General features: G+C 71.1%; 19 protein-coding genes. 12 read left to right on the top strand and 7 right to left on the bottom strand.

Annotated features, from left to right (window positions below; translation table 11 throughout):
- Window positions 1-170: 170 nt before the first annotated feature.
- From DP939_RS00840 to DP939_RS00825, 4 genes are read left to right on the top strand one after another with little or no spacing between them, the layout of a single operon-like run.
- On the top strand, window positions 171-920 hold the full coding sequence (locus DP939_RS00840) for a class I SAM-dependent methyltransferase (RefSeq protein ID WP_199564887.1): 750 nt from the start codon (window positions 171-173) through the stop codon (window positions 918-920).
- On the top strand, window positions 917-3,559 hold the full coding sequence (locus tag DP939_RS00835) for an SUMF1/EgtB/PvdO family nonheme iron enzyme (RefSeq protein WP_113977641.1): 2,643 nt from the start codon (window positions 917-919) through the stop codon (window positions 3,557-3,559). Before DP939_RS00840 ends, DP939_RS00835 begins: the two co-directional genes overlap by 4 nt.
- Window positions 3,559-3,816: a hypothetical protein gene (locus DP939_RS00830; protein WP_113977638.1), complete on the top strand. Its 258-nt coding sequence runs from the start codon at window positions 3,559-3,561 to the stop codon at window positions 3,814-3,816. The genes DP939_RS00835 and DP939_RS00830 overlap by 1 nt, the downstream gene beginning before the upstream one ends.
- Window positions 3,813-5,021 (top strand): hypothetical protein, encoded by a 1,209-nt coding sequence (locus DP939_RS00825; protein ID WP_113977636.1) that lies wholly within the window; start codon window positions 3,813-3,815, stop codon window positions 5,019-5,021. The genes DP939_RS00830 and DP939_RS00825 overlap by 4 nt, the downstream gene beginning before the upstream one ends.
- Here the strand turns inward: DP939_RS00825 and DP939_RS00820 are convergent.
- Entirely contained in the window at window positions 4,959-7,082 is a 2,124-nt protein-coding gene (locus DP939_RS00820; RefSeq protein ID WP_158578414.1) for an ATP-binding protein, read from the bottom strand. The two genes, DP939_RS00825 and DP939_RS00820, sit on opposite strands and share 63 nt — an antisense overlap.
- 119 nt (window positions 7,083-7,201) lie before the next feature.
- Between DP939_RS00820 and DP939_RS00815 the strand changes: the two genes are divergently transcribed.
- Window positions 7,202-8,431, top strand: a complete 1,230-nt coding sequence (locus tag DP939_RS00815) for a cytochrome P450 (RefSeq protein ID WP_113977630.1) — start codon at window positions 7,202-7,204, stop codon at window positions 8,429-8,431.
- On the opposite strand, the gene DP939_RS00810 is transcribed toward DP939_RS00815, so the two are convergent.
- Complete coding sequence (locus DP939_RS00810) at window positions 8,409-9,650, bottom strand: ROK family protein (RefSeq protein ID WP_113977627.1); 1,242 nt, start codon at window positions 9,648-9,650, stop codon at window positions 8,409-8,411. The two genes, DP939_RS00815 and DP939_RS00810, sit on opposite strands and share 23 nt — an antisense overlap.
- A gap of 108 nt (window positions 9,651-9,758) precedes the next feature.
- Here DP939_RS00810 and DP939_RS00805 point away from each other — a divergent pair, with 108 nt between their 5' ends.
- The 5 genes from DP939_RS00805 to DP939_RS00785 are packed head-to-tail and all read left to right on the top strand — an operon-like array spanning window position 9,759 to window position 14,105.
- The gene (locus DP939_RS00805; RefSeq protein ID WP_113977625.1) at window positions 9,759-10,811 is read left to right on the top strand and encodes a substrate-binding domain-containing protein; all 1,053 of its coding nucleotides are present in this window, start codon (window positions 9,759-9,761) and stop codon (window positions 10,809-10,811) included.
- Between the two features lie 16 nt (window positions 10,812-10,827).
- Window positions 10,828-11,769, top strand: a complete 942-nt coding sequence (locus DP939_RS00800; protein ID WP_113977622.1) for an ABC transporter permease — start codon at window positions 10,828-10,830, stop codon at window positions 11,767-11,769.
- Window positions 11,766-12,527, top strand: coding sequence for an ATP-binding cassette domain-containing protein (locus DP939_RS00795; RefSeq protein WP_113977619.1), 762 nt, complete (start codon window positions 11,766-11,768; stop codon window positions 12,525-12,527). Before DP939_RS00800 ends, DP939_RS00795 begins: the two co-directional genes overlap by 4 nt.
- 25 nt (window positions 12,528-12,552) lie before the next feature.
- On the top strand, window positions 12,553-13,437 hold the full coding sequence (locus DP939_RS00790) for a sugar phosphate isomerase/epimerase family protein (protein ID WP_113977617.1): 885 nt from the start codon (window positions 12,553-12,555) through the stop codon (window positions 13,435-13,437).
- Entirely contained in the window at window positions 13,434-14,105 is a 672-nt protein-coding gene (locus DP939_RS00785; RefSeq protein WP_113977615.1) for a nucleoside/nucleotide kinase family protein, read from the top strand. Before DP939_RS00790 ends, DP939_RS00785 begins: the two co-directional genes overlap by 4 nt.
- Here DP939_RS00785 and DP939_RS00780 read toward each other — a convergent pair whose 3' ends face one another.
- Window positions 14,106-16,211, bottom strand: a complete 2,106-nt coding sequence (locus DP939_RS00780; protein ID WP_113977613.1) for a transglycosylase domain-containing protein — start codon at window positions 16,209-16,211, stop codon at window positions 14,106-14,108.
- A 200-nt stretch (window positions 16,212-16,411) separates the two neighbouring features.
- Between DP939_RS00780 and DP939_RS00775 the strand changes: the two genes are divergently transcribed.
- Together DP939_RS00775 and DP939_RS00770 are read left to right on the top strand one after the other, a co-directional pair.
- Window positions 16,412-17,302, top strand: coding sequence for an NAD(P)-dependent oxidoreductase (locus DP939_RS00775; RefSeq protein WP_113977611.1), 891 nt, complete (start codon window positions 16,412-16,414; stop codon window positions 17,300-17,302).
- Window positions 17,299-18,018 carry an SDR family NAD(P)-dependent oxidoreductase gene (locus DP939_RS00770; RefSeq protein WP_113977609.1) on the top strand — a complete coding sequence of 240 codons (720 nt, stop codon included), beginning with the start codon at window positions 17,299-17,301 and terminating at the stop codon, window positions 18,016-18,018. Before DP939_RS00775 ends, DP939_RS00770 begins: the two co-directional genes overlap by 4 nt.
- A 5-nt stretch (window positions 18,019-18,023) precedes the next feature.
- Here the strand turns inward: DP939_RS00770 and DP939_RS00765 are convergent, their stop codons facing one another.
- The 4 genes from DP939_RS00765 to DP939_RS00750 are packed head-to-tail and all read right to left on the bottom strand — an operon-like array spanning window position 18,024 to window position 22,112.
- Entirely contained in the window at window positions 18,024-18,845 is an 822-nt protein-coding gene (locus tag DP939_RS00765) for an AraC family transcriptional regulator (protein ID WP_113977607.1), read from the bottom strand.
- Window positions 18,842-19,435 carry an RDD family protein gene (locus DP939_RS00760; RefSeq protein ID WP_113977605.1) on the bottom strand — a complete coding sequence of 198 codons (594 nt, stop codon included), beginning with the start codon at window positions 19,433-19,435 and terminating at the stop codon, window positions 18,842-18,844. The genes DP939_RS00765 and DP939_RS00760 overlap by 4 nt, the downstream gene beginning before the upstream one ends.
- Window positions 19,436-19,453: 18 nt before the next feature.
- On the bottom strand, window positions 19,454-20,689 hold the full coding sequence (locus DP939_RS00755; protein ID WP_113977602.1) for a cytochrome P450: 1,236 nt from the start codon (window positions 20,687-20,689) through the stop codon (window positions 19,454-19,456).
- Window positions 20,682-22,112, bottom strand: coding sequence for an MFS transporter (locus DP939_RS00750; RefSeq protein ID WP_113977600.1), 1,431 nt, complete (start codon window positions 22,110-22,112; stop codon window positions 20,682-20,684). Before DP939_RS00750 ends, DP939_RS00755 begins: the two co-directional genes overlap by 8 nt.
- Window positions 22,113-22,176 lie beyond the last annotated feature (64 nt).

The following is a 22,176-nucleotide window of genomic DNA, read 5'->3' as shown; positions in this document are numbered from 1 at the left end:
GGTGCGACGCCCGCACGGCTACACCGAGCACCAATTTATCCTCTTCGGCCATTTATCCCAATAAAATCCCATCTCCAACACCGATCCCAGCCCGGCCGTGACCATTTCTTGACTATGATCGGGCCCCGTCAGATGCTGAGGATGCCCTGGTGCCGTGGTGTGGAGGGAACGTGCGCAGTGATGTCACGCGGGCACACTATGACCGGCTTGCGACCAGCTACGAGGATAATTGGGCCTACAGTCCGGATTTCATCGCGTGGATGACCGGCACGATCGTCAACCGGCTCGGCCTGCGCCCCACCGACACGGTCCTCGATCTCGGCGGCGGCACCGGCCTGTACTCGCGGGGCATGGCCGAGCATGCCGCCATGGTGGTCTGCGCCGACCCCTCCAATGGCATGCTGGCGCAATTGCCTTCCGACACCCGGCTCAGCCCCCTGCACGCGGGAGCCGAAGAAATCGTCGATGCAAAAGTACGGCTCCCGCACCAGGCCTACGACGCCATCCTGCTCAAGGAGGTCGTCCACCATTTCGACGACCCCGCCCGCATCCTCGCCGGTCTTGCCCGCCTATTACGGCCAGGGGCACGGATTCTCGTGGTCATGCTGCCCACGATGATCGACTATCCGCTGTTCGACGCGGCGCTGAGGCTCTTCAGGCAACGCCAGCCGGACCCTCAGCACATCGCCGAGGCCATGACCGCTTCCGGCCTGCGGGCCGAGGTCACCTACGAAGGATTCCCACTCGTATTCACCCGTGAGCGCTACATCAACATGGTCCGCAGCCGCTACATGTCGCTGCTGTCCAGCTTCACCGATGCCGAATTGGAACAGGGCGTCAAGGAGATCCTGGCCCGCCATCCCGGCCCGGAAGTGCGTTTCACCGACCGGTTCGCGTTCGTTCTGGGGACGGCCCCATGAGCGTGGAACTCGACAGCCGCCTGCACCAGCTCCGCAACGAGCTGGACGACCACTCCCGCGTGGCCCGGCACCTCGGACTGGACCTGGAGCGGCCGATCAAGTCCATCGGCGACGGCTATCCGGAGAACGCGATCGCTCTGGTGGGGAAGATCGCCGAGCGGATCCTCAAGCAGCTCTGGCGGCACCACAACGTTCCGGGCGACCCAGGAAGCAAGGCGCTGAACGAACTGATCAAAGGCGCTCTGCCGTACATCCGCAGTAACAACGTCGTGGACGCCTTCCGGGACATCCAGCGGTTGCGGAACCGATCCACCCACGACGGGTACGAGATCGCCGATGAAGACGGGCTGACGGCGGTACGACGGCTGCTTGACGTGCTGGCGTGGTTCAGCAGCACCGGCAGCGGCATTCTCAGCGGGGACGTGCCTAAGCTCGCGCCGGATGTCGCGGTCAAGGCGGAGTTCCTGGCCGGCCTGTACCTGACCCTGGACTTCAAGCCGGTCAAACGCTTCGAACTGTCGCGCAACACGCTCTACCAGCTCTTCTTCCGGGAGCGCGGGCTGCGGAGTGAGTACATCGAGCTGCTGCTCAGCAAGAGCGTCGACGATGTCATCCAGGTCTTCGACACCACCGGCGGCGAGTTGCTGCAGACCCGGCTGCCCAAGCTCACCCGCTTCCTGATCCTGGAACAGAACGGCACCATGAACCGGCCGGGGCCACTGGGCGAAGACTTCCGGGTGGTGACATACGAGCGGTTCATGGACGCCTTCGTCGACCTGGATCGCCATCTGGCCGACGTCGCCGACGCCTACCCGAAGCCCTCGGACACCGAGCAGATCACCATCTCCGGCGACCTGCTCACTACGGACGAGCAGACCGGCGAGCAAAGGATCGTCCAGGTGGGCGCCGCCGACCGTTTGCTGGACGAGGTGGCGACCACGGGCGGGAACCTGCTGATCGTCGGCCGGTCCGGCACCGGCAAGACGACGCTGCTGAAGCAGCTCGTCATTCGCTCGGCGGCGGCCGGACGGCGGTACCGCTTCTACTTCGACATGAGCCTGAAACGGCGTGATGAGGACTTCCGCGACTTCGTGACGCGCACGCTCGCGCCGTACATGTCGGTGGAGAACACCCATGTGTTCGATGTGTTCCACTATTTCGCCCGTTCCGGGTCGGTGCTGTGCGCGCTGGACGGCATCGACGAGGCGGTGCCGTCCATGACCCAGGCGGGCTTCCTGGAGCTGTTCACCGAGCTCGCCCAGGTACTCTCGGCCGAATCGGCCGTCGTCACCACCTCGCGGGTTTCGTTCCTGGAGGACACCCCGCAGGTACGACGGCTGCTGGACGGCACGGCACTGGTGTCGGAGAAGCTCGTCCAGCAGCTCCACGCCCAAGGGGTGAACCCGCTGCAGGTGCCCCGCTTCTCGGCGCTGCGGCTGCACGACGACCCGTCCAGCGCGACACCGCTGCAACGACGCCTGTCCCACCGGCTCGCCGCCGGCGGCGAGCAGCCTGCGCACCTCGCCGAGCTGGCCTGGCAGCACATCGAGCAGACCTGCGCGGAGGCCGGGCTGAGCCACCGCCTGCCCGAGATCGCCGGCTACTTCGGCTCGGCGTTCCTACGCGACCAGGCCACCTTCGGCTTCATCGACATCGTCAACCACCTGGGCATCGAAGTGTTCGATCGCGGGCGGCTGAGCTATGACGCGTTCCGGCTGCGTCCGCTGTTCCGCCCCGCCGACGCCTCCAGTGTCGCCTTCACCCACAGCGCCTACCAGGAGCTCATGGCCGCCGACCACCTCCGCCTGCAGGCCGGCCGGGAGGCGGCGCTCGCCGATCCCCTCCCGCCCCGGTTGACCGAGCAGGTCCGTGAGTTCTTCTTCCGCCGTGCACAGGCGTCGGCGATCAGTGATGACTGCGTGCTGCCCGCCGGGACGTACCTGGTCGGGCCGAGCCACCACCTGATGCTCCGCACGATCGAGCGCCCGGTGCGGTTCGATCGGTTCCCCGTCACCGTCGAGCGGTACAACCGGTTCCTGGATGCCGTACGGCAGGACGGCTCTCAGCAGTGGGACCATCCGGACATGCCCGACGGCATCACGCACGAGCCGTGGCTGGAACGCCTGCGTGTGCCCGGCTACTACACCGACCCCGCGTATGCGAACCACCCGGCGATCTGCGTCAGTTCCTGGAGCGCGTACGCGTTCGCCGCCTTCGATGGCAAGCGGCTGCCCACCTCCACCGAGTGGGAGGCCGCCGCGCGCGGCACCGATGGCAGGTTGTTCCCCTGGGGTGACGACATCGACCTGAGCGTCGTCAACTGCGCCGATTCCTGGAGTGGCCGGCCGCTGATCACCTACGAGGCGTGGCGGGAAGAACTCGACGGCGGGCGGCTGGGGCGGGCCATGCCGGGCCCGGTCGACGACCACCCCGGCAACGTCTCGCCGTACGGCATCAGGGAGATGGCGGGCAACGTGTGGGAGATCACCTCTACCCTGCTGAACGACCTCGGCGAGGTCGTCATCTGCGGCGGCTCCTACGACAATCCCTTCCGCGCGCTGCAGGCCTCGTCCAAAGGGCTGGCCCGCAGACGGGTCAGCAGCAACGCGGTGGGGTTCCGCTGTGTGGAGGAGGTGTGATGAGCCAGAGATTCGGCCGCATCGTCGATCGCATGCCGCACGGCAGCGGCAGTGGCGGCCGCCAGGGCACCTACGTCGTGGAGGACGGCGAGACCGGGACCCGGCACAGCTTCATGTACGCCGACATCGTGACCGAGGGGTTCCGGACCATCCGGACCGGCGAACGCGTCCGCTTCACCGTGCCGGCCGACGATCCCGAACGCGCCGCGTACGTCATCCGCCTGGACCTGCCGGACGTCGAGGACTACTACCGGTGACCGGCCTGGCTCGGCACTGCCTCATCGCCGTCTACCCGGCGCACTTTCCCACGACACCCACCTGGGCCGAAGGCCCTCTGGTCCTGCGGCATCGCAGCATGAGTTCCACCGCCGCCGCCCGGAGCGACTACTACCGCGCCAAAGCCGCCCGCATCCTGTACGGCACCCCCGGCGCCCCGCGCCGCTGGCACGACGCCGCTCGCAAGCGCATCGGAGACATCGAGATTCTGGGCGTCGAGGCCCTGCGCATGGACGAGGGACACGGCCTGATCGCCGTCCATCTGCGGTGCTTGCACAGTACGCCGATCGAGCTGCTGAGATCCCTGGCCGGACGCCGTGACGCCGCGCCGATGCCGTTCGACCCGCAGACGCTTGTGGACGGCCAGGCCAAGGTGGAGCCGGGCACCCGGCCGTACACCGTCTCCTTCGCCACGCACGGCAAGGGCGGACTGCCCCGGCTGTACCGCTCGGTGCGGTACCGGCGCTGGCCGGTCGCCGGCCAGTGGCTGTGGTCCCTGGCCTCACGGACCAGCCTGGCGGACTACCCGCCCGACCCGAAGAACCTCGAACCCGCCGACAGTGACATCATCCGCCTGTCGGTGGACTGGCAGGCGATCGTCCTGCGCGACGGGACAGCGGTGATCGGGCTTCGCCCCGACCAGGGGCACCAGGACCCCTTCTTCGGCTATGCCGCGGTCTATGTGCGGTCGATCTACCTTGATGCCGTACTCCTCGGTCTTCTTCAGGACCAGGCGCTGACCGCGCTGGAGGAACGGATGATGGCGGCGCTGGACTCCTCCATGGCCGCCACGATGGCCGCCCTGGAACGAGACGTCAGCTCCTTCCGCCACCAGCTGTGGGCCCAGCATCTGACCCCGCACGGCGTACCCAACCGGCTGCTCAGCGCCTATCAGCGCGAACACGCGCTCCGTGAGCGCTTCGACCAGGTCCTGACGGAGATCAGCGACTTCAACCGCCTCGCCCGCGACGACGAGAACCGCAGCGTCAACGCCACGGTGGTGGTGTTCACCCTCCTCACCGTGCCGGTCGGCATCGCGCTCGCGCTGTTGCAGGTCTTGGAGACCGATGACCTGTGGCTCATCGTCACAGTGTCCTTGGCGTGCCTGCTCCTGACCGCCCTGCTACTGCGCACGCGCTCCGCCCGTCTGGCCATCCGCGCTCTCCGTCGCCGCCTCACTCAGTGAGGCCAGGTGGGTGTGGAGGCGGGTGGTGGTGGCGGTGGTGGGGTCGTTGAGGATGGTGAGGGCCTGTTCCCAGTGGTGGCGGGCCTCTTCGCGGTGGCCGGATTTTTGGGCGAGTTCGCCTAGGGCCTCAAGGGCGGCGGCGCGGCCTACCGAGGAGCCGAGGGTGGTCATCTGGGCGAGGCCGTGGTGGAGGTGGGCGGCGGCGGTGGGGAGGGCGCCGGCGTTGGTGTGGGCTCGGCCGAGCATGATCTCCAGGCGGGCCTGGTTGTACTCGTCGTCGACCTTGGCCAGGCCAGGGCGGGCCTGTTCCAGGTAGATGACCGCGTCGGCGCCGCGGCCCTGGGTGATGAGGACTCCGCCGAGTTCGACCAGGGCCAGGGCCGCCTTGCGGTCCGCGCGTTCCTCGCGGTAGAGCTCGATCGCGGCGAGGAAGCGGGTGATGGCTTGGGTGTGGTCGCCCTGGGCCGCCGCGACCACGCCGAGGCGGCGTAGGGAGCCCGCCTCGCGGTCGCGGTCGCCGAGCCGGCGCCAGAGGTCCAGGGCCACGTTGAAGTGGGCGGCGGCCTCGTCGGGCTCGCCGAGGGCGTTCAGGGTGAGGCCGACCCTGCCCAGCATCTTTCCCTCCGCGACAGGGTCGCCGCAGGCGCGGGCGGCGGCGAGGCCGGTGCGTTCGACGTCGAGGCGTTCCAGGTGGTGGCCGCGGAACAGGTACAGGCTCCACATCGCGTCGGTGAGCTGCCAGGCGGTGGCGTGCCGTCCCCGGTCGTGGGCGGTGGTGACGGCGGCGGTGAGGTTGGCGCGTTCGGATTCGAGCCAGGCCAGGGCGTCATCCGGTCCGCCGAAATCGGTGACTTCGGACGGCCGTGGTTCGGCGTCGCGCGGCAGGCCCGTACGGTACGGCCGGAGCCGGCGTTCCGCCCGCGCAGCCGTGCCGAGGTACCAGCCGAGCAGCCGGACCACCGCCTCCTCGCGGGTCTCGGCCCGCTCGTTCGCGTCGGCGAGCTGGACGGCGTGCAGCCGGACCAGCGCGTGGTGGAACCGGTACCGGCCACCCGCGGTGTCGGTGAGCAGGTTGGCATCGGTCAGGATGCCGAGCAGCCGCCGCGCCTCCACCGCCGGGATGTCGGCCAGCGCGGCGGTGGCGCCCCCGCTGAAGGTGGTGCCGGGGACGAGCCCGAGCAGCCGGTAGGTCCGCGCGGCGTCGGGGCGCAGCGCGCGGTAGGACAGGTCCAGGGCGGACCGTACGGCCATGTCGTCTCCGATGGTCAGCACGGCGAGCCGCCGCTGCTCCCCGGCCAGGACGGCGGCCATCTCGCCGAGCGTCCAGTTGGGCCGGGAGGCGAGCCGGGCGGCCGCGACGCTCAGCGCGAGCGGCAGGCGCATGCAGAGTTCGGTGAGTTCGGTGGCCGCCTCGGGTTCGCGGTCCACGCGTTCGGCTCCGAGGGTGTCGCGGAGCAGGTCCAGGGCGGCGGCGGTGTCGAGCCGGTCCACGTACACGCCGCGCGCGCCCCCGGCCAGCAGCCCGGCCAGCCGCAGCCTGCTGGTGACCAGGGTGACGCCGGCCGGTGAGGCGGGCAGCAGCGGGCGTACCTGGGCGGCGGTCATCGCGTCGTCGAGCAGGACGAGCAGCCGCCGGTCGTGGGTCACCGTGCGGTAGAGGGCGGCGCGCCCGGCCAGTTCGCCGGGGATGAGTTCGATCGGTACGCCGAGCGCGTGCAAGAAGTCCCCCAGGACCGTCAGGGGCGACACCGGCTTGTCGTCGGCGTGCCCGCGCAGGTCAGCGTAGAGCTGCCCGTCGGGGTAGTGCGCGCGGACGTTGTGCGCCCAGGCGAGCGCCAGCGCGCTCTTGCCGACGCCCGCCGAACCGGTGATCAGCGCCGTCCCGGGTACTCCGGCGAGCGCGTGCTCCTCCCGCATCGCGTCGAGTTCGGCGAGCGTGGCCCGGCGATCGACCAGCCGCGGACGGGGAAGAAGCTGATTGGGCACCGGCAGGGAGGTCGGCTCGTGCAAATGCAGACCGCCGAGCACATCGCGGAATTGGACGACCGATCCGAATGCCATTCCGGCCATCTCATTATGGGTGTTTTCCGCTGGATTTCGGTCACTATCCGGCCACTTGGACATGTGCCCGCCCTCGCTCAGGCTCACCCCCAGATTAGTTCATGGAGAAAGGAAGTGAAATGCCGGAGAATTCGATACCGGGCCCCGGCCCCGGCGCGGACCTGGCGCCGGTGGGCGGCCTGCACGAGTACCAGCTGCGGCTGCACGCCGAATACGGGCCGGTCGCGCGGTTCCGGCTGCCCGGCGGGCTGCCCGCGGTCTCGGTGGCCGATCCGGTGTTACTGGAGGCCACCGCGCATATCGACAAACGGCCGGAAAAGCCGTTCGAGTTCCTGGCCCCGCTCTGCGAGGCGGGCAATCTGCAAACGCTGCCCGCCGACGAGCACACGCCGTGGCGCAAAGTGCTGCTTTCGGTGCTGGCCGGGCGGCGTTCGCACCAGGCGCGGTTCGCGCGGTTCACCGAACTGGCCACCGGACTGGCCGACCGGTGGGCGGCGCACGACGGGCCGGTCGCGTCGCAGAAGGACCTGAGTGCGCTGTCGCTGCGGATGATCTGCGATTACGCGCTCGGCGGCCTGGACGACCCCGGTACGGCCGACCGCGTGGTGAGCGCTTTCCAGGCCGTCCTGGAAGGCGACGCCGGACAGGCCCTGGCGTACCTGCGGAGCGTCGTGGACGACATCCTGAACGGCGACCAGGGCGACCTGATCGGCGCGCTGGCCGCCGCCGGGATGAGCGCCGCGCGGATCAGGGACACCGTGCTGGTGATCATGCTGGCCGCGCACCACACGACCGGCGTGGCCGTGTCGTGGACGCTGCACCTGCTGGCCCGCCACCCCGAGGTCGCCGCCCGGGTGACCGCCGAGGTGGACGACGTGCTCGGCGACCGGCCCGCGCCCGCGTACGCCGACCTCAGGCGGCTCACCTACCTGGAGATGGCGCTCAAGGAGTCGATGCGGCTCTACCCGCCGGGCCCGTACGGCGCGCGCGAGGCCACCCACGACCTCACGCTCGGCGACCACCACATCCCCGCGGGGACGACGATCTTCTACCCGTTCTGGGCGATACACCTGAATCCACAGTATTGGCCGGATCCGCAGGCGTTCGTCCCGGAACGCTTCACTCCGGAGGCCATCGCCGCCCGGCCCCGCCACGCGTTCGTCCCGTTCGGGCTGGGACCGCGGGCCTGTGAGGGGTCGGGGCTGGCGATGGTGGAGGCCGAACTGGTGCTGGCGGTCCTGCTCAAACGGCTGGAGTTCGCCCCGGTCGCGGGGCACCCGGTGGTGCCGGTGGAGCGCTTCGTGCTGTGGGCCGCCGACGACATCCTCATGGAGGTGAGACATCGCTGAGGCCGGCCCGGTCCACCAGTTCCTGGACGCGCTCGGGGGTGTAGAGGCCGTCGGCGAGCAGTTGCGCGAGCCCGAGCACCCCCGCGTGCGGGTCGAGGTCGCTGCGCACGATCTGCAGGTTGCGCGTGGCCAGCGGCAGCGAACGCCGGTACACGATCTCGCGGACGCCCGCGAAGAGCTGTTCGTCGATGTGCGCGAGCTGGCCGCCGATCGCGATCACCCGGGGGTTGAACAGGTTGACCGTGTCGGCGATGGCCCCGCCGAGGATGCGCGCGGCGCGCCGGGCCAGCCGTACGGCGAGCGGGTCGCCGCCCCGGATCAGGCCGACCGCGTCGTCCACGGTCGTCACCGCGCGCCCGGCCGCGCGCAGGTCGCGCACGAGCGCCCAGCCCCCCGCGTACGCCTCGACGCACCCGGCGTTGCCGCACCGGCAGACCGGCGGCTCGTCCACGTCGTCCACATGGACCTGGACGTGCCCGACGTCGCCGGCCGCGCCGTCCGCGCCGCGGTGCACCCGCCCGCCCGCGACCAGCCCGGTGCCGACCCCCGTGCCGATCTTGACCATGAGCAGGTGCGGCACGTCCGGGTAGCGCAGCCGGTGCTCGCCGTACGCCATGGCGTTGACGTCCTTGTCCACCAGGACCGGGCAGTCGTAGCCGGCCGCGAACCACCCCGGGATGTCGTAGCGGTCCCAGCCGGTCATGATCGGCGGGCTGACCACGCGCCCGCTGGCGAAGTCGACCGGGCCGGGCACGTCCAGGCCGATGCCGAGCACGTCGCCGGGCGTCCGCCCGGTCGCGGCCAGGATCTCGCCGAACAGCCCGTCCACCACCGAGAGCACCGCCCGCGGCCCCTCGGTGACATCGGCCCTGGTCTCGCGCTCGACCAGTACCTCACCGGCCAGGTCGCACAGCGCGGTACGCAGCCCGGTCGCGCCGATGTCGGCGACCAGCAGCACCCCGCGCCCCCGGTTGACGACGAACCGGCCCGCCGGACGCCCGCGCGTGCGCGCGTCCACGGGGGACGGGATCAGGAGCCCGGCCGCCAGCAGGCCGTCCAGCCGCTGGTTGACCGTGGTGCGCGACAGCCCGGTACGGCTGACCACCTCCGCCTTGGTCAGCCCCTCGGCGACGTCACGGAACAGGCCGAGGATCTCGCCCGAACCGACCCCCATCCGCGCCCCGGCGAGACTCGTCGCGCCCATCCGGACAGTGCCCATGCGGACACTCTAGCTATGACCGAGACTGTCCGTAAGTCACCCGACTTTCGACGGGAAAAGTTGAAAGAAGGGTTGCCAGACGCCAGAAGCGGGGATTAGGGATATCCGATGCATGCCAACGCCCGAGGCCGCCGCCTGGCGGCGGCCGGCGCGCTCGTGGCCGCGGGCGCCCTCGCACTGGCATCCTGCGGTTCGGGAGAGCCCGCAGGCACGGCCGGTCAGACGGCGGGCGCGACCACCGCGACCCCCCGGATCGCCGCAGTGATCAAGGGCCTGGACAACCCCTTCTTCCAGACCATGAAGCAGGGCATCGACGAGCAGGCCAAGGCGAGCGGCGTGCAGGTCACCGTGCAGGCCGCCAACGCCATCACCGACACCACGGGGCAGGCCGACAAGCTGGACGGACTGGCCGGTCAGGATTTCTCCTGCTATGTGGTCAACCCGATCTCCGGCACCAACCTGGTCCAGGGCCTCGCCAAGCTGTCCGCGCTGGGCAAGACCGTGGTCAACATCGACAGTCCCGTGGACGCGAAGGCCGCCGAGAGCGCGGGCGTCAAGCCCGCCACCTACATCGGCACCGACAACGCCGAGGCCGGCGCGATGGCCGGACGGCGGATGGGCGAGCTGCTGCGCGGGGGCGGGCAGGTCGCCGTGGTGGGCGGCATCGCGGGCGATGTGACCAGCGGGGCCAGGGTCGAGGGCTTCCAGAAGGGGGTGCCCGCGAACATCAAGGTCGTCCAGACCGTCGCGGCCAACTGGGAGCGCCAGGCCGCGCTCACCGCCGCCACCGACCTGATGCGCGCCCACCCCGAGCTGAAGGGCTTCTTCGTCGCCAACGACGACATGGGGCTCGGGGTGGCCCGCGCGGTCGCCAACTCCGGCAAGGCCGGGCAGGTCAAGGTGATCAGCGTGGACGGCATCAAGGACGCCCTGGAGGCGGTCAAGGCGGGCACCCTGGACGGCACCGTCGCCCAGTACCCGTACGCGATCGGGCTGATGGGCGTGGAGGCGTGCCAGGCCGCGGCGGCGGGCAAGCCGCTCCCGCCGAACGTGAAGGCCCCGGTCGAGATGGTCACCAAGGACAACGCCGACCAGGCGCTGGCGGCCACGCCCAAGCCGTTCGGCGAGTACGACGACCCGTTCAAGGCGCTCATCCAGTGACCGGGACAGAGGTCCGATGAGCATCGCGGCCCGCTTGAAGGACCCGGCGCTCTGGGCGGAATGGGCGGCCCTGGTCGGCCTGATCGCCCTGGTGATCGTCTTCCAGGCGCTCAACCCCACCTTCCTGAGCCCGGGGAACATCGCCTCGATGCTGGTCGCCGCGGCGATCCTGATCATCCTGGCGATCGGCCAGACCTTCGTGATCGCCACCGCGGGCATCGACCTGTCCATCGCCTCGGTGATGACCATGGGCGCGGTCGCCTTCGGCCTGTCCTACACGGCAGGGTGGGGGCTGGGCACGGCCTGTCTGCTCGCGGTCGCCGCCGCCGGGGTGGCGGGCGCGGTGAACGGCGTGATCATCGCCTGGGGCAAGATCGCCGACTTCATCGTCACGCTGGGCATGCTGTCCGCGGCCTCGGGGCTCGCCCTGATCCTCGCGGACGGCAAGCCGGTGACGATCGTCGATCCGGTACTGCTGCGGCTGTCCACCGGCGGGCTGGGGATCTTCGGCTGGACGTTCCTGATCGCGCTCGCCGTCGCGGTGATCGCCCACGTCGTGCTGTTCCACACCAGGTTCGGCACCCACCTGCTGGCCACCGGCGGCGCGCCGGAGTCGGCGGCGGCGATGGGCATCAGCACCCGGCGGATCAAGATCGCGGTGTACTCGATCAGCGGCGCGCTGGCCGGGCTCGGCGCGATCCTGCTGGTGGCCAGGGTCGGCGCGGCCGAACCGGCCTCCAACACCTCCTTCCTGCTCAACTCCGTGGCGGCCGTGGTGCTGGGCGGGGTGAGCCTGTTCGGCGGCCGGGGCACGATCGTCGGCCCGGTGCTCGGCGCGCTGCTGCTCACCGCCCTGGTCAACGGGCTGACGCTGCTCGGCGTCGCGCAGTTCTACCAGCCGCTCGCCGTCGGCATCGTGGTGGTGCTGGCCGCGCTGATGACGAGGTTCCAGAAGTGAACGCACCAACCGACGAAGACGTCCTGCTCGACTGCCGGGACGTCTCACTGACCTTCGGCAGCGTCCGCGCCCTGGTGGACGTCTCGATCACCGCACGGCGGGGCGAGATCACCGCGCTGGTCGGCGACAACGGGGCCGGTAAGTCCACGCTGGTCCGCTGCGTGTCCGGGATCCACCGGCCGGACGGCGGGCGCATCCTGTTCGACGGCGAGGGGACCGCGTTCCACTCCCCCGAGGACGCCCGCGACGCCGGGATCGAGACCGTCCACCAGAACCTCGCCCTGGTGGAAGACCTCACGGTCTGGCAGAACCTGTTCCTCAACCGGGAGATCGTCCGCCGGTTCGGCCCGGTGGCGCTGCTGGACCGCCGGGCCATGCAGGCCCGCGCCAGGGAGATGGTCTCGGCGCTGGCGGTCAACGTGCCCGAGGTACGCTCCCGCGTGCGGCGGCTGTCGGGCGGGCAGCGGCAGGCCGTGGCCATCTGCCGGGCGACGGGATTCAGCTCCAAACTGGTCATCATGGACGAACCGACGGCCGCGCTCGGCGTACAGGAGACCGCCCGGGTCGAGGAGCTGATCGTGCGGCTCCGCGACGAGGGCCACGCCGTACTCCTGATCAGCCACAACTTCGCGCAGGTCATGCGGCTCAGCCAGCAGGTGTGGGTGATGCGCGCGGGCCGCCGGGTGGGCGGACGGCGTACCGCCGAGACCTCCGGCGAGGAGATCGTCGGCCTGATCACCGGCGCCATCGAGAACTGACCCGACCACTCCGAGAAAGGCACCCATGGTGGCCACCGACACGCTGACCAACCCCATCGGAGTACACGCCCTGGTGTGGGTCGGCGACACCAGCCCCGCCTCGCTCGCGCTGGCCGTGGAGAAGACCAGGGCCACCGGGTTCGACCTGCTGGAGCTGTCCCTGCACGACTCGGTCAACCTGGACGTCGCCGCCGCCCGCGACGCGCTGCGCGCGGCGGGCCTCGGCGTGGCCTGCTCGCGCGGGCTGGCCTTCGACGCCGACGTCTCCAGCGACGACCCGGCCGTGGTGGAGCGCGGCGAGAAGCTGCTGCACGACTCGCTCGCGGTCACCCAGGGTCTCGGCGGCACGCACCTGACCGGGGCGCTGTACAGCGCGCTCGGGAAGTACGGTCACCCGCTCACCGAGGCCGGGCGGCGCAACGTGGTGGCGGTGCTGCGGCGGCTGGCCGCCGAGGCGCAGGCCCGGGGGATGACGCTGGGGCTGGAGATCTGCAACCGCTACGAGACCAACGTGGTGAACACCGCCCGCGACGCGCTGCGGCTCGCCGACGACATCGGCGCCGGCAACGTGCTGATCCACCTGGACACCTACCACATGAACATCGAGGAGGACGATCTCGTCCGGCCGGTCCACGAGGTGGGCGAACGGCTCGGATACGTCCATATCGGGGAGAACCACCGGGGCTATCTCGGGTCGGGGCACCTCGACTTCACCTCCTTCTTCCACGCGCTCGGCGACATCGGGTACCGGGGGCCGATCACGTTCGAGTCGTTCTCCTCTGCCGTGGTCATGCGCGGGCTGTCCAACGACCTGGCGATCTGGCGCAACCTGTGGTCCGACGGGGAGGACCTGGCCCGGCACGCGCGGGCGTTCATCGCCGGTCAGCTCCACGCCGCCGCGGCCCGATGACCGGCCTCGCGGACCTGGCCGCGCGCGCCCGAGCGCTGGCCGACGGAGGGCGGCGGGCCGTACTGGGCATCACCGGCGCGCCGGGGGCGGGCAAGTCCACGCTGGCCGAGCACCTGCTGCGCGAACTGCGCCGTACGGCGGGGCCGGAGTGGGTGGCGCACGTCCCGATGGACGGCTTCCACCTCGCCGACACCGAACTCGACCGGCTCGGCAGGCGCGACCGCAAGGGCGCGCCGGACACCTTCGACGCGGCCGGGTACGCGGCGCTGCTGCGCCGCCTGGACGAGGAGCGGGACGACGTCGTCTACGCGCCCGCCTTCGAGCGCGACCTGGAACAGCCGATCGCGGGCAGCATCCCGGTCCCGCGCGCCGCCCGGCTGGTCATCACCGAGGGCAACTACCTGCTGCACGACGAGGGGGACTGGGCCGGGGTGCGGCCCCTGCTGGCCGAGGTGTGGTACTGCGACCTCGATCCCGGCGAGCGGCTGCGCCGCCTGGTGGCCAGGCACGTGCGGTTCGGCAAGGCCCCGGACGCGGCCATGGCCTGGGCCACCGGTACCGACCAGCGCAACGCGGACCTCATCGCGGCCACCCGGCACCGGGCCGACCTGCTGATACCGGACGCGATCATCCGCGCGCTCACCCGCCTGGCCCCTCCGTTCCCCTGATCAGCCGATCTCCTCTGTGTCTTCCGAGTCCTCTGGGGCCTCGGGCTCGCTGCGGCAGTCCTGGGCGCAGCCGCCGAAGCGGGTCCGGTCCACCTGCGGGAACGGCGTCGGCGCGATGCCGCGCAGCGCCTCGCGCATGGTGGCGTTCCAGATCGGGCCGGGGATGCTCGCCCCCTGTACCGAGCCGTAGTACCGGCCGCCGATGGTCACGCCGGTCAGCTTGTACCGGCTCGATCCGCGGGTGTCGCCGATGCTGACCGCGCCCGCGAGGTCCGGGGTGAACCCGGCGAACCACGCCGTGGCGTACCCGTCGGTGGTGCCGGTCTTGCCCGCCGCCGGGCGGCCGATGCCGCCCACGCCGCTCATCGTGCCCTCGGTGAACACCCCCGACAGCACCTCCGCCGCCGCGTCGGCGACGCCCTGGTCGATGGCCTGGCGGCAGGACGGGCGATAGTTCGCCGCCTTGCCGTCCCTGCCGGTGATCCGGGTGATCGCCATCGGCGCGCAGTACCGGCCGCGGGCCGCGATGCCCGCGTACGCACTGGCCACGGTGACCGGGTCGGTCTCGTTGATGCCCAGCACGAACGTCTCGTACTCCTGCAGCGGACGCCCGTCGGCCCGGCGGATGCCCAGGGACTTGGCCGTCTTGACGGTGTCGCACAGCCCGACGCGCTTCTCCAGCTCCATGAAGAACGTGTTCACCGAGTGCCGGGTGCCGGTCCGCAGCGTCTTCCAGCCGGGCGAGCCCTCGTCGTTGGTGACGGTGTGGGACGGGTCGCCGACGGCCTTGCCCGCGCAGTCGACGAAGTCGGACGGCGCGGATGCGCGAAAGCCCGCCCCCGCGGTCAGCCCGTCGTCCAGCCGCATGCCCTTGCTCAGCGCGTTGAGCAGGGTGAACGTCTTGAACGTGGAGCCCGCCTGAAAACCGATGAGGCCGCCGTGCGCGGCGTCGGCCACCACGTTGTAGGAGATCTGGTGCTTCTTGGAGCCGTACTCCCGGCTCGCCGCCATCGCCCGGATCGCGCCGGTGCCCGGCTGGACCAGCGCCTGGGCCGCGACCGGGCCGTCCGTGGGGTGCACCCGGGCGCGGATGGCCCGCTCCGCCGCCCGCTGCATGCCCGGGTCGAGGGTCGTCCTGATGGTGAGTCCGCCGCGTTCGAGGTACCTGCGGCGGTCGTCCTTCGTCCGGCCGAAGGCCGGGTCGCGCAGGATCTCCTGGCGGACATAGAAGCAGAAGTACGGATATTTGCTGGTCTCACAGCCGCCCGGGAGCTTCGTCCCGACATAGCCGAGCTTGCCGGCCTTGGCGGTGGCCGCCTCCGCCTTGCTGATCTTGCCCAGCTCGGCCATCCGGTCCAGCACCACGTCACGCCGCTTGCGGAGCCGTTCCTGCTGCTCGCGGCCGAGGTTGGGGTCGGTCGCGTTCGGGTCCTGAACCGCGCCCGCGAGCGTGGCCGCCTGGGCCAGGGTCAGCTCGGCGGCGGTGACCCCGAAGAACCGCTTGGCCGCCGCCTCCACCCCGTAGGCGCTCGCCCCGAAATAGGCGATGTTCAGGTACTTCTCCAGGATCTGGTCCTTGGTGTACTTCTGTTCCACCCAGAGCGCGTGGCGAAGTTCGTCCAGCTTGCGCGCATAGCTCGCGGCCAGGGCCTTCTCCTTGTCCGCCTTGGTGGCGGCGGAGTTGAACAGGACCTGCTTGACGTACTGCTGGGTGATCGTCGAACCGCCCTGGCTGACCCCGCCCGCCTGGACGTTCTTGGCCAGGGCCCGGATCGTGCCCTCGATGTCGAGCGCGCCGTGCTGGTAGAAGCGGTAGTCCTCGATCGCCACGATCGCGTTCCGCATCGCCGGGGCCACGTCCGCGAGGCCGACCGCGACCCGGTACTGCTCGTAGAACCGGGCGATCTGCCCGCCCTTGACGTCTCGGACCACCGAGACCTCGGCCGGTGGCGGCTCGCTGAGCGCCTTCGGCTCGATCCCGACCTCGTTCACGGCCGCCATCAGGCCGACGCCCACCCCGCCGACCGCGGGCAGCGTGATCCCGGCGACGAGCAGTCCCGCCGCCACCCCGGCCGCGGCCAGCGCACCGAGTCGCTTGCTGGACATTTACGCCCCTCCCCCATCGAACCCCGTGGCGAGCAGCAAAGCGGGCAATCCAGTCAGTGTCAAATATCGATATGCGGGCGGACAGGTTGCGGATTTCGATATGAACGCTGGTCAGGGCGGTATCACAATCGTTCAAGACGCCCGGCCCGCGTGCGCAGTACAACAGGGCATCCAACGGACATGCGGGCGGAGGTCGGTCGATGGGTGTGGGGTTCATCGGGCTGGGGATCATGGGGCGGCCGATGGCGCTCAACCTGGCCAGGGCGGGGACGCCGCTCGTGGTGTGGAATCGCACCGCCGCCAGGTGCGAGCCGCTGCGCGCCGCGGGCGCGTCGGTGGCGGCGAGCGCGGCCGAGGTCTTCCGGCGGGCGCGCGTGGTGCTGCTGATGCTGGCCGACGAGGCGGCGATGGACGCGGTGCTGGAGCGGGGCGCCCCGGCGGCGTTCGCGGCGAACGTCTCCGGGCACATCATCGTCCACATGGGCACGACGTCGGCGACGTACTCGGCCGCGCTCTGCGCCGCCGTACGGGAGGCCGGGGGCGAGTACGTCGAGGCGCCGGTGTCCGGCTCGCGCGAACCCGCGGAGGCCGGTGAGCTGGTCGCCATGCCGGCGGGCGAGCCCGCCGCCGTGGCGGAGGTACGCGCGCTGCTGCCGCCGATGTGCCGCGAGGCCATCGACTGCGGGGAGGTGCCCGGCGGCCTGCTGATGAAGCTCGCGGCGAACATCTTCCTGCTCACGACGGTCACCGGACTGGCCGAGGCCGCGCACTTCGCGGCACGGCACGGGTTGGATATGCGAAGCTTCCGGCATGTTGTCGACTCCGGCCAGATGGCCAGCGCGGTGTCCCGGGTGAAGATGCGCAAACTGGCCGAGGGCGACCTCGCCGCCCAGGCGGCCATCGCCGACGTGCTCAAGAACAACCGGCTGATCGCCGAGGCGGCCCGCGCCTCCGGTACGGCCTCGCCGCTGATCGACGTCTGCCACGAGCTGTTCACCGAGACCCTGGCGCTCGGGCACGGCGGGCTCGACATGGCGGCCGTCATCCGCGCCATCGAGGCCAGGACGGCCGGGCAGGAGGCCCCGGCATGACGGTGATCGTCACCGGCGGCTCGCGCGGCATCGGCCGCAGCGTCGTCGAACGCCTCTCCGCGACCGGCGTCCCCGTGCTGTTCACCCACTCCGCCTCCGACGCCGAGGCCCGTGAGCTGGAAGAACGGCTCGGCCCGCAGGTCCGCGGCGTCCGGCTGGACATCACCGGCGACGACGCCCCCGGCCTGCTGTTCGACCTCGCCGAGGAGCTGGGCGAGGTGTCCGGGCTGGTGAACAACGCCGGGATCACCGGCAGGATCGGCCCGTTCACCGACCTCGCGGACGACGACCTGCGGCGGATCGTCGAGGTCAACCTGGTGGCCCCGGTACGGCTGTGCCGGGAGGCCGCCCGGCGGTGGAAGGGGCGGCCGGGCAAGGCGATCGTCACGGTGTCGTCGGTGGCGGCGCGTACCGGCTCCCCCGGCGAGTACGTCGCCTACGCGGCCACCAAGGGAGCGGTGGAGACGATGACGGTGGGCCTGGCCAAGGAACTGGCCCCGTCCGTGCGGGTCAACGCCGTGTCGCCCGGCTTCATCGACACGACCATCCACGCCCGCGCGGGCGAGCCGGGCCGGGCCTTCCGGCTGGCCGAGCAGCGGGTGCCGCTGCGCCGCCCCGGCGAGCCGGGCGAGATCGCCGACGCCATCGTGTGGCTGCTGTCGGAGCAGGCGTCGTACGTCAACGGGGCCGTACTGGAGGTCACCGGCGGGCTGTAGGGCCCTCAGACGAGCGCGGCGGCCCACTCCCCCGGCGTGAGGCCGTAGGCCCGCTTGAACATCCGGGTCATGTGGCTCTGGTCGGCGAACCCCGCGGCGAGCGCCGCCTCCGTCAGCGGCGTGCCCTGCCGCAGCGCGCGCCGCACCAGGTCCAGGCGGCGCATCGTGCGGAACCTGGTCGGACTGGTACCGAACACCGCCCGGAACTGCCGGGCGATCGTCCAGCGGTCCAGCCCCGACACCCGCTCGCAGTCGGCGAGCGTGTGCCCGGCGGCCGGATCGGCGGCGATCAGCTCGCGGACCCGGGTCAGCGCCTCCACCGCCGGTCTGGTGGCGGCATCGCGCGGCGGCGCGTCCGCGTGCCGGGTCAGCGCCGCCGCGACCAGCAGCGCGACCTCCAGCCGGGCGAACTCGTCCAGCGGCTCGTCCATCCGCCGCAGGCAGCCCGCCAGCGCCGGATGCATCCGCTGCGGCCGTACCACCGGGTCGGCCACGAACGGCAGCGGCCCGCCGCCCAGCGCCTCCCGCACCAGGAACGGATCGACGTACAGGATCCGGTACCCGAACCCTTCCGCGCCGCCCGCCGCCCCGTCGTGCGGCTCGTCGGGGTGCAGGATGTGCCACTCCCCCGGCAGGCACACCCGCCGCTCCCCCCGGTAGCGGAACGTCTGCACCCCGGCCAGCGTCATGCCGATCGCGTAGGTGTCGTGCCGGTGCGGCGAGAACGCCGCCCCGACCAGCGCGGCCTCCAGCCGCTCGATCCCCGCCGCCCCACACCCGAACCGCAGCCGGCTCCCGGCCACCCCGAGCAGATGCTCCGTCGTCACCTGGCCACGATGACAGAGATGAGCACGAGCGCGGCGAACACCGCCACGAGCAGCCCGACGCGGAACAGCGCGCCCCGCACCTGCTCCCGCACCGAGCCGGGCCCGGTCAGGTCCACCACGATGGTCCGCGCCGCCACATCGTGCAGCCCGCGCCGCCTGCGGTCGGCGAACGACCACAGCATCACCACGTACACGGCCGGCCAGACGTACGGGACCGTGCTCAGCGCGGGGTAGACGAGGGTCCGCACCCCGGCCCACACCACCCCCGGGGCCTCGCCGGTCGACGCGGCGACGACCTTCAACCGGCACAGCCGCTTGCCGAGCGTCTGCCCCCATACGGCGTGCTGGGACCAGAAGTATCCGATGGTGAGGGCCAGGAGCATGATTTCGGTGACCCAGCCGGGATTTCCCGCATAGAGGTTGAGCCATGAAGTGGGCGACGATTCCTCGAACGTCTCCTCTCCGCCGAGAGCCGTGCGTATCAAGGTGAACGCGATGACGACGGTCACATTGTCGATAATGGCCGCGGCCACCCGATGCCGCCGGGCCGCGATGACAGGTTCGGCCGAAACCGAAGTGGGGGTGGTCACGCAGGCAAGTGTGCCCGATCAAGGGGCCCGGTGGTTCCGATTTTCCGTTCTGCTCCAGGTCACGGGCAGTTCGCCTACGCCATAGAAGACCGCCTTCTCTTTGAACTCCAGATCAGCCGGGGGCACGGCCAGAGCGAGCGAGGGAATGCGCCGGTAAAGGGTGCCGTAGACGACTTCGAGTTCCATCCGGGCCAGCGACTGGCCGAGGCATTGGTGTACGCCGTGGCCGAAGGCGATGTGCGAACGGCCGGTACGGCCGACGTCCAGGACATCGGGATCGGGGAAAACCTCGGGATCGCGGTTGGCGGTGCTTTTCGCCACGATGACGCCCTCGCCCGCGCGAATGACCTGGCCGCCGATCTCGATGTCCTCGGTGGCGACCCTGCGGGCCTCGGTGTGCGTGATCGACAGGTGGCGCAGCAGTTCCTCGACCGCGCCCGCGATCATCGCGGGGTCGCCCTCGCGTACGACGCGGAGCTGGGCCGGATGGGTCAGCAGGGCGAAGGTGCCGAGGGCGATCATCGAGGCGGTGGTGTCGTGCCCGGCCACCAGCAGGAGCTGCCCCATGGTGGCGATCTCCGTCGCCGACATCGCGCCGGTCCGGTACCGCTGCACGGCCAGCCCGCTCAGCATGTCCTCGCCGGGGTCGGCGCTCCTTTTGACCACCAGGTCCTCCAGGTAGGCGTTCAGGCTCTCGCTCGCGGCGAGGGCCTGGCCGGGGTCGGCCCGGTCCATGACCAGCGACCGGGCCACGTCCTGGAAGAAGCCGCGGTCCGCGTACGGCACGCCGAGGAGTTCACAGATCACCAGCGACGGGACCGGCAGCGCGAACGCCTCCACCAGGTCGGCCGGATCAGGGCCGGCGAGCAGGCCGTCGATGAGGTCGTCCACGATCCGCTGCACGCGGGGCCGCAGCTCCCGCATGCGCCTGACGGTGAATCCGGGGATGAGCATCCGCCGGTGCGCGGTGTGCTCGGGCGGGTCCATCTGCATGAGCGTCTTCATGCGCGCGTCGCGGGCCCTGCTCACGGCGTTGGTGTGCGGGAAGCCGGGCTGTGCGACATCGACACTGACGCGGGGGTCGGCCAGCAGGGCGCGGGCGTCCGCGTACCGGGTGACCAGCCACGGCGTGCTCCCGTCCCACAGCCGTACGCGGGTCACGGGCCGGTCGCGGCTCAGCCGGGTCAGTTCCGGCGGCGGGTCGAGCGGGCAGCCTGTGGCGCGGGGCATCGGGAACGGCGTGGGGTCAGACATGGACATTCGCCTCCTTCGGGGATGTTCTGGCGATGGTCAGCGGGGCGGTGAGGCAGGCGGCGGCGAGCAGGATGACGAAGGCGACGGTCAGGGCGGTGGTGTAGCCGTGGACCGAGGCCGCCGCCGTGCTCGCCCGGCTCTCGGCCAGGTAGGCGGCGGCGGTACCGGCCGCGACGCTGTTGAGCAGGGCCGTGCCGAGCGCCGCGCCGAGCTGCTGGAAGGCGTTGTACGCCGCCGCGCCCGCCCCGATGTCCTGCCACTTCAGGCCGGTGGTGGACAGGGCGGCGGTCGGGGGCAGCACGCAGCCCAGGCCCAGCCCGGTGAGCACGAGGGCGGGCGTCAGGTAGAGCGGCAGGACGTCCGTGCTCTGCGCGGTCAGGCGGGTCAGGATCAGCATCCCGGCCGCGGCGGCGAGCAGGCCCGGCACGATCAGTACGGCGGGCGCGACGCGCCCGTGCAGCCGCCCCGCGATGAACGTCGACGCGGCGAGCGTGGCCAGCGCGTTGACGATCAGTGTCAGGCCTGCCTGGACCGGCGAGTAGCCCAGTACGGTCTGCGTGTAAAAGCTCATGAACAGGTAGAAGCCGAACATCGCCGTGAACATCAGGGTGATCGCCACGAAGGCCCCCGCGCGGGCCCGGTGCAGCAGTAGCCGCATCGGCAGCAGCGGGTTCGCCGCCCGGCTCTCCACCAGGGCGAACACCCCCAGCAGCGCCACGCCCGCGGCCAGCGGGCCCAGCACCTTCGGCGAGCCCCAGCCGAGCGCCTCGGTCTCGCTGAAGGCGTACACGATGGCGGCGAAGCCGGCCCCGCTGAGCAGCGCGCCCGCGATGTCGAGCCGCCCGCCGGAGTTCGTCTTCCGATCCGGGGGGACGAGGGCCGCACCGGCGACCGCGAGCACCGCGACCGGGACGTTGATGTACAGGCACCACCGCCAGCTCGCGTACTCGGTGAGCAGCCCGCCCGCGACCAGCCCCACCGCCGACCCGGCGGCCCCCACCGCGGCGAACACGCCGAAGGCCCGGCCGCGTTCGCGGGAGTCGGTGAACGTGGTGGTCAGCAACGACAGTCCCGCGGGCGCGAGCGCCGCCGCGAACACCCCCTGCGCCGCCCGGGCGGCGAACAGCATCCCGGGATTCACCGCGAACCCGCCCACCGCGGAGGCGGCGGCGAAACCGGCCAGCCCGACGACGAACGTCCGCCGATGCCCGAACGCGCCGCTCACCCTGCCACCGATCAGCAGCAGCGCACCGAACGCGAGCGCGTAGGCGGTGATCGCCCACTGTCGTCCGGCGTCGGACATGCCGAGATCCTGCTGCGCGGAGGGCAGCGCGATGTTCACGATCGTGCCGTCCAGCACCACGAGAAGCTGGGCGGCGCTCACCACGGGGAGGGTCCACCAGCGCTTGTCTGTGATCAGCATGGATTCCAGCCTTCCGTTGAAGTGATCCCGGAAGGTCGGGAGTGCTCGTGCGCAGGTGGCGGGG

Source organism: Spongiactinospora rosea (assembly GCF_003315795.1).
In the GTDB taxonomy this organism is placed as follows: domain Bacteria; phylum Actinomycetota; class Actinomycetes; order Streptosporangiales; family Streptosporangiaceae; genus Spongiactinospora; species Spongiactinospora rosea.
The sequence above is the reverse complement of the archived record's forward strand: the minus strand, read 5'-3'. Positions and strand labels throughout refer to the sequence as shown.

What these genes read in the sequence shown, in the direction of transcription:
- DP939_RS00800 (WP_113977622.1), top strand. Translation starts at nt 10,828, where the DNA reads ATGAGCATCGCGGCCCGCTTGAAGGACCCGGCGCTCTGGGCGGAATGG.
- DP939_RS00770 (WP_113977609.1), top strand. Translation starts at nt 17,299, where the DNA reads ATGACGGTGATCGTCACCGGCGGCTCGCGCGGCATCGGCCGCAGCGTC.
- DP939_RS00750 (WP_113977600.1), bottom strand. Translation starts at nt 22,112, where the DNA reads ATGCTGATCACAGACAAGCGCTGGTGGACCCTCCCCGTGGTGAGCGCC.
- DP939_RS00815 (WP_113977630.1), top strand. Translation starts at nt 7,202, where the DNA reads ATGCCGGAGAATTCGATACCGGGCCCCGGCCCCGGCGCGGACCTGGCG.
- DP939_RS00780 (WP_113977613.1), bottom strand. Translation starts at nt 16,211, where the DNA reads ATGTCCAGCAAGCGACTCGGTGCGCTGGCCGCGGCCGGGGTGGCGGCG.
- DP939_RS00790 (WP_113977617.1), top strand. Translation starts at nt 12,553, where the DNA reads ATGGTGGCCACCGACACGCTGACCAACCCCATCGGAGTACACGCCCTG.
- DP939_RS00805 (WP_113977625.1), top strand. Translation starts at nt 9,759, where the DNA reads ATGCATGCCAACGCCCGAGGCCGCCGCCTGGCGGCGGCCGGCGCGCTC.
- DP939_RS00785 (WP_113977615.1), top strand. Translation starts at nt 13,434, where the DNA reads ATGACCGGCCTCGCGGACCTGGCCGCGCGCGCCCGAGCGCTGGCCGAC.
- DP939_RS00810 (WP_113977627.1), bottom strand. Translation starts at nt 9,650, where the DNA reads ATGGGCACTGTCCGGATGGGCGCGACGAGTCTCGCCGGGGCGCGGATG.
- DP939_RS00830 (WP_113977638.1), top strand. Translation starts at nt 3,559, where the DNA reads ATGAGCCAGAGATTCGGCCGCATCGTCGATCGCATGCCGCACGGCAGC.
- DP939_RS00835 (WP_113977641.1), top strand. Translation starts at nt 917, where the DNA reads ATGAGCGTGGAACTCGACAGCCGCCTGCACCAGCTCCGCAACGAGCTG.
- DP939_RS00775 (WP_113977611.1), top strand. Translation starts at nt 16,412, where the DNA reads ATGGGTGTGGGGTTCATCGGGCTGGGGATCATGGGGCGGCCGATGGCG.
- DP939_RS00755 (WP_113977602.1), bottom strand. Translation starts at nt 20,689, where the DNA reads ATGTCTGACCCCACGCCGTTCCCGATGCCCCGCGCCACAGGCTGCCCG.
- DP939_RS00820 (WP_158578414.1), bottom strand. Translation starts at nt 7,082, where the DNA reads ATGGCATTCGGATCGGTCGTCCAATTCCGCGATGTGCTCGGCGGTCTG.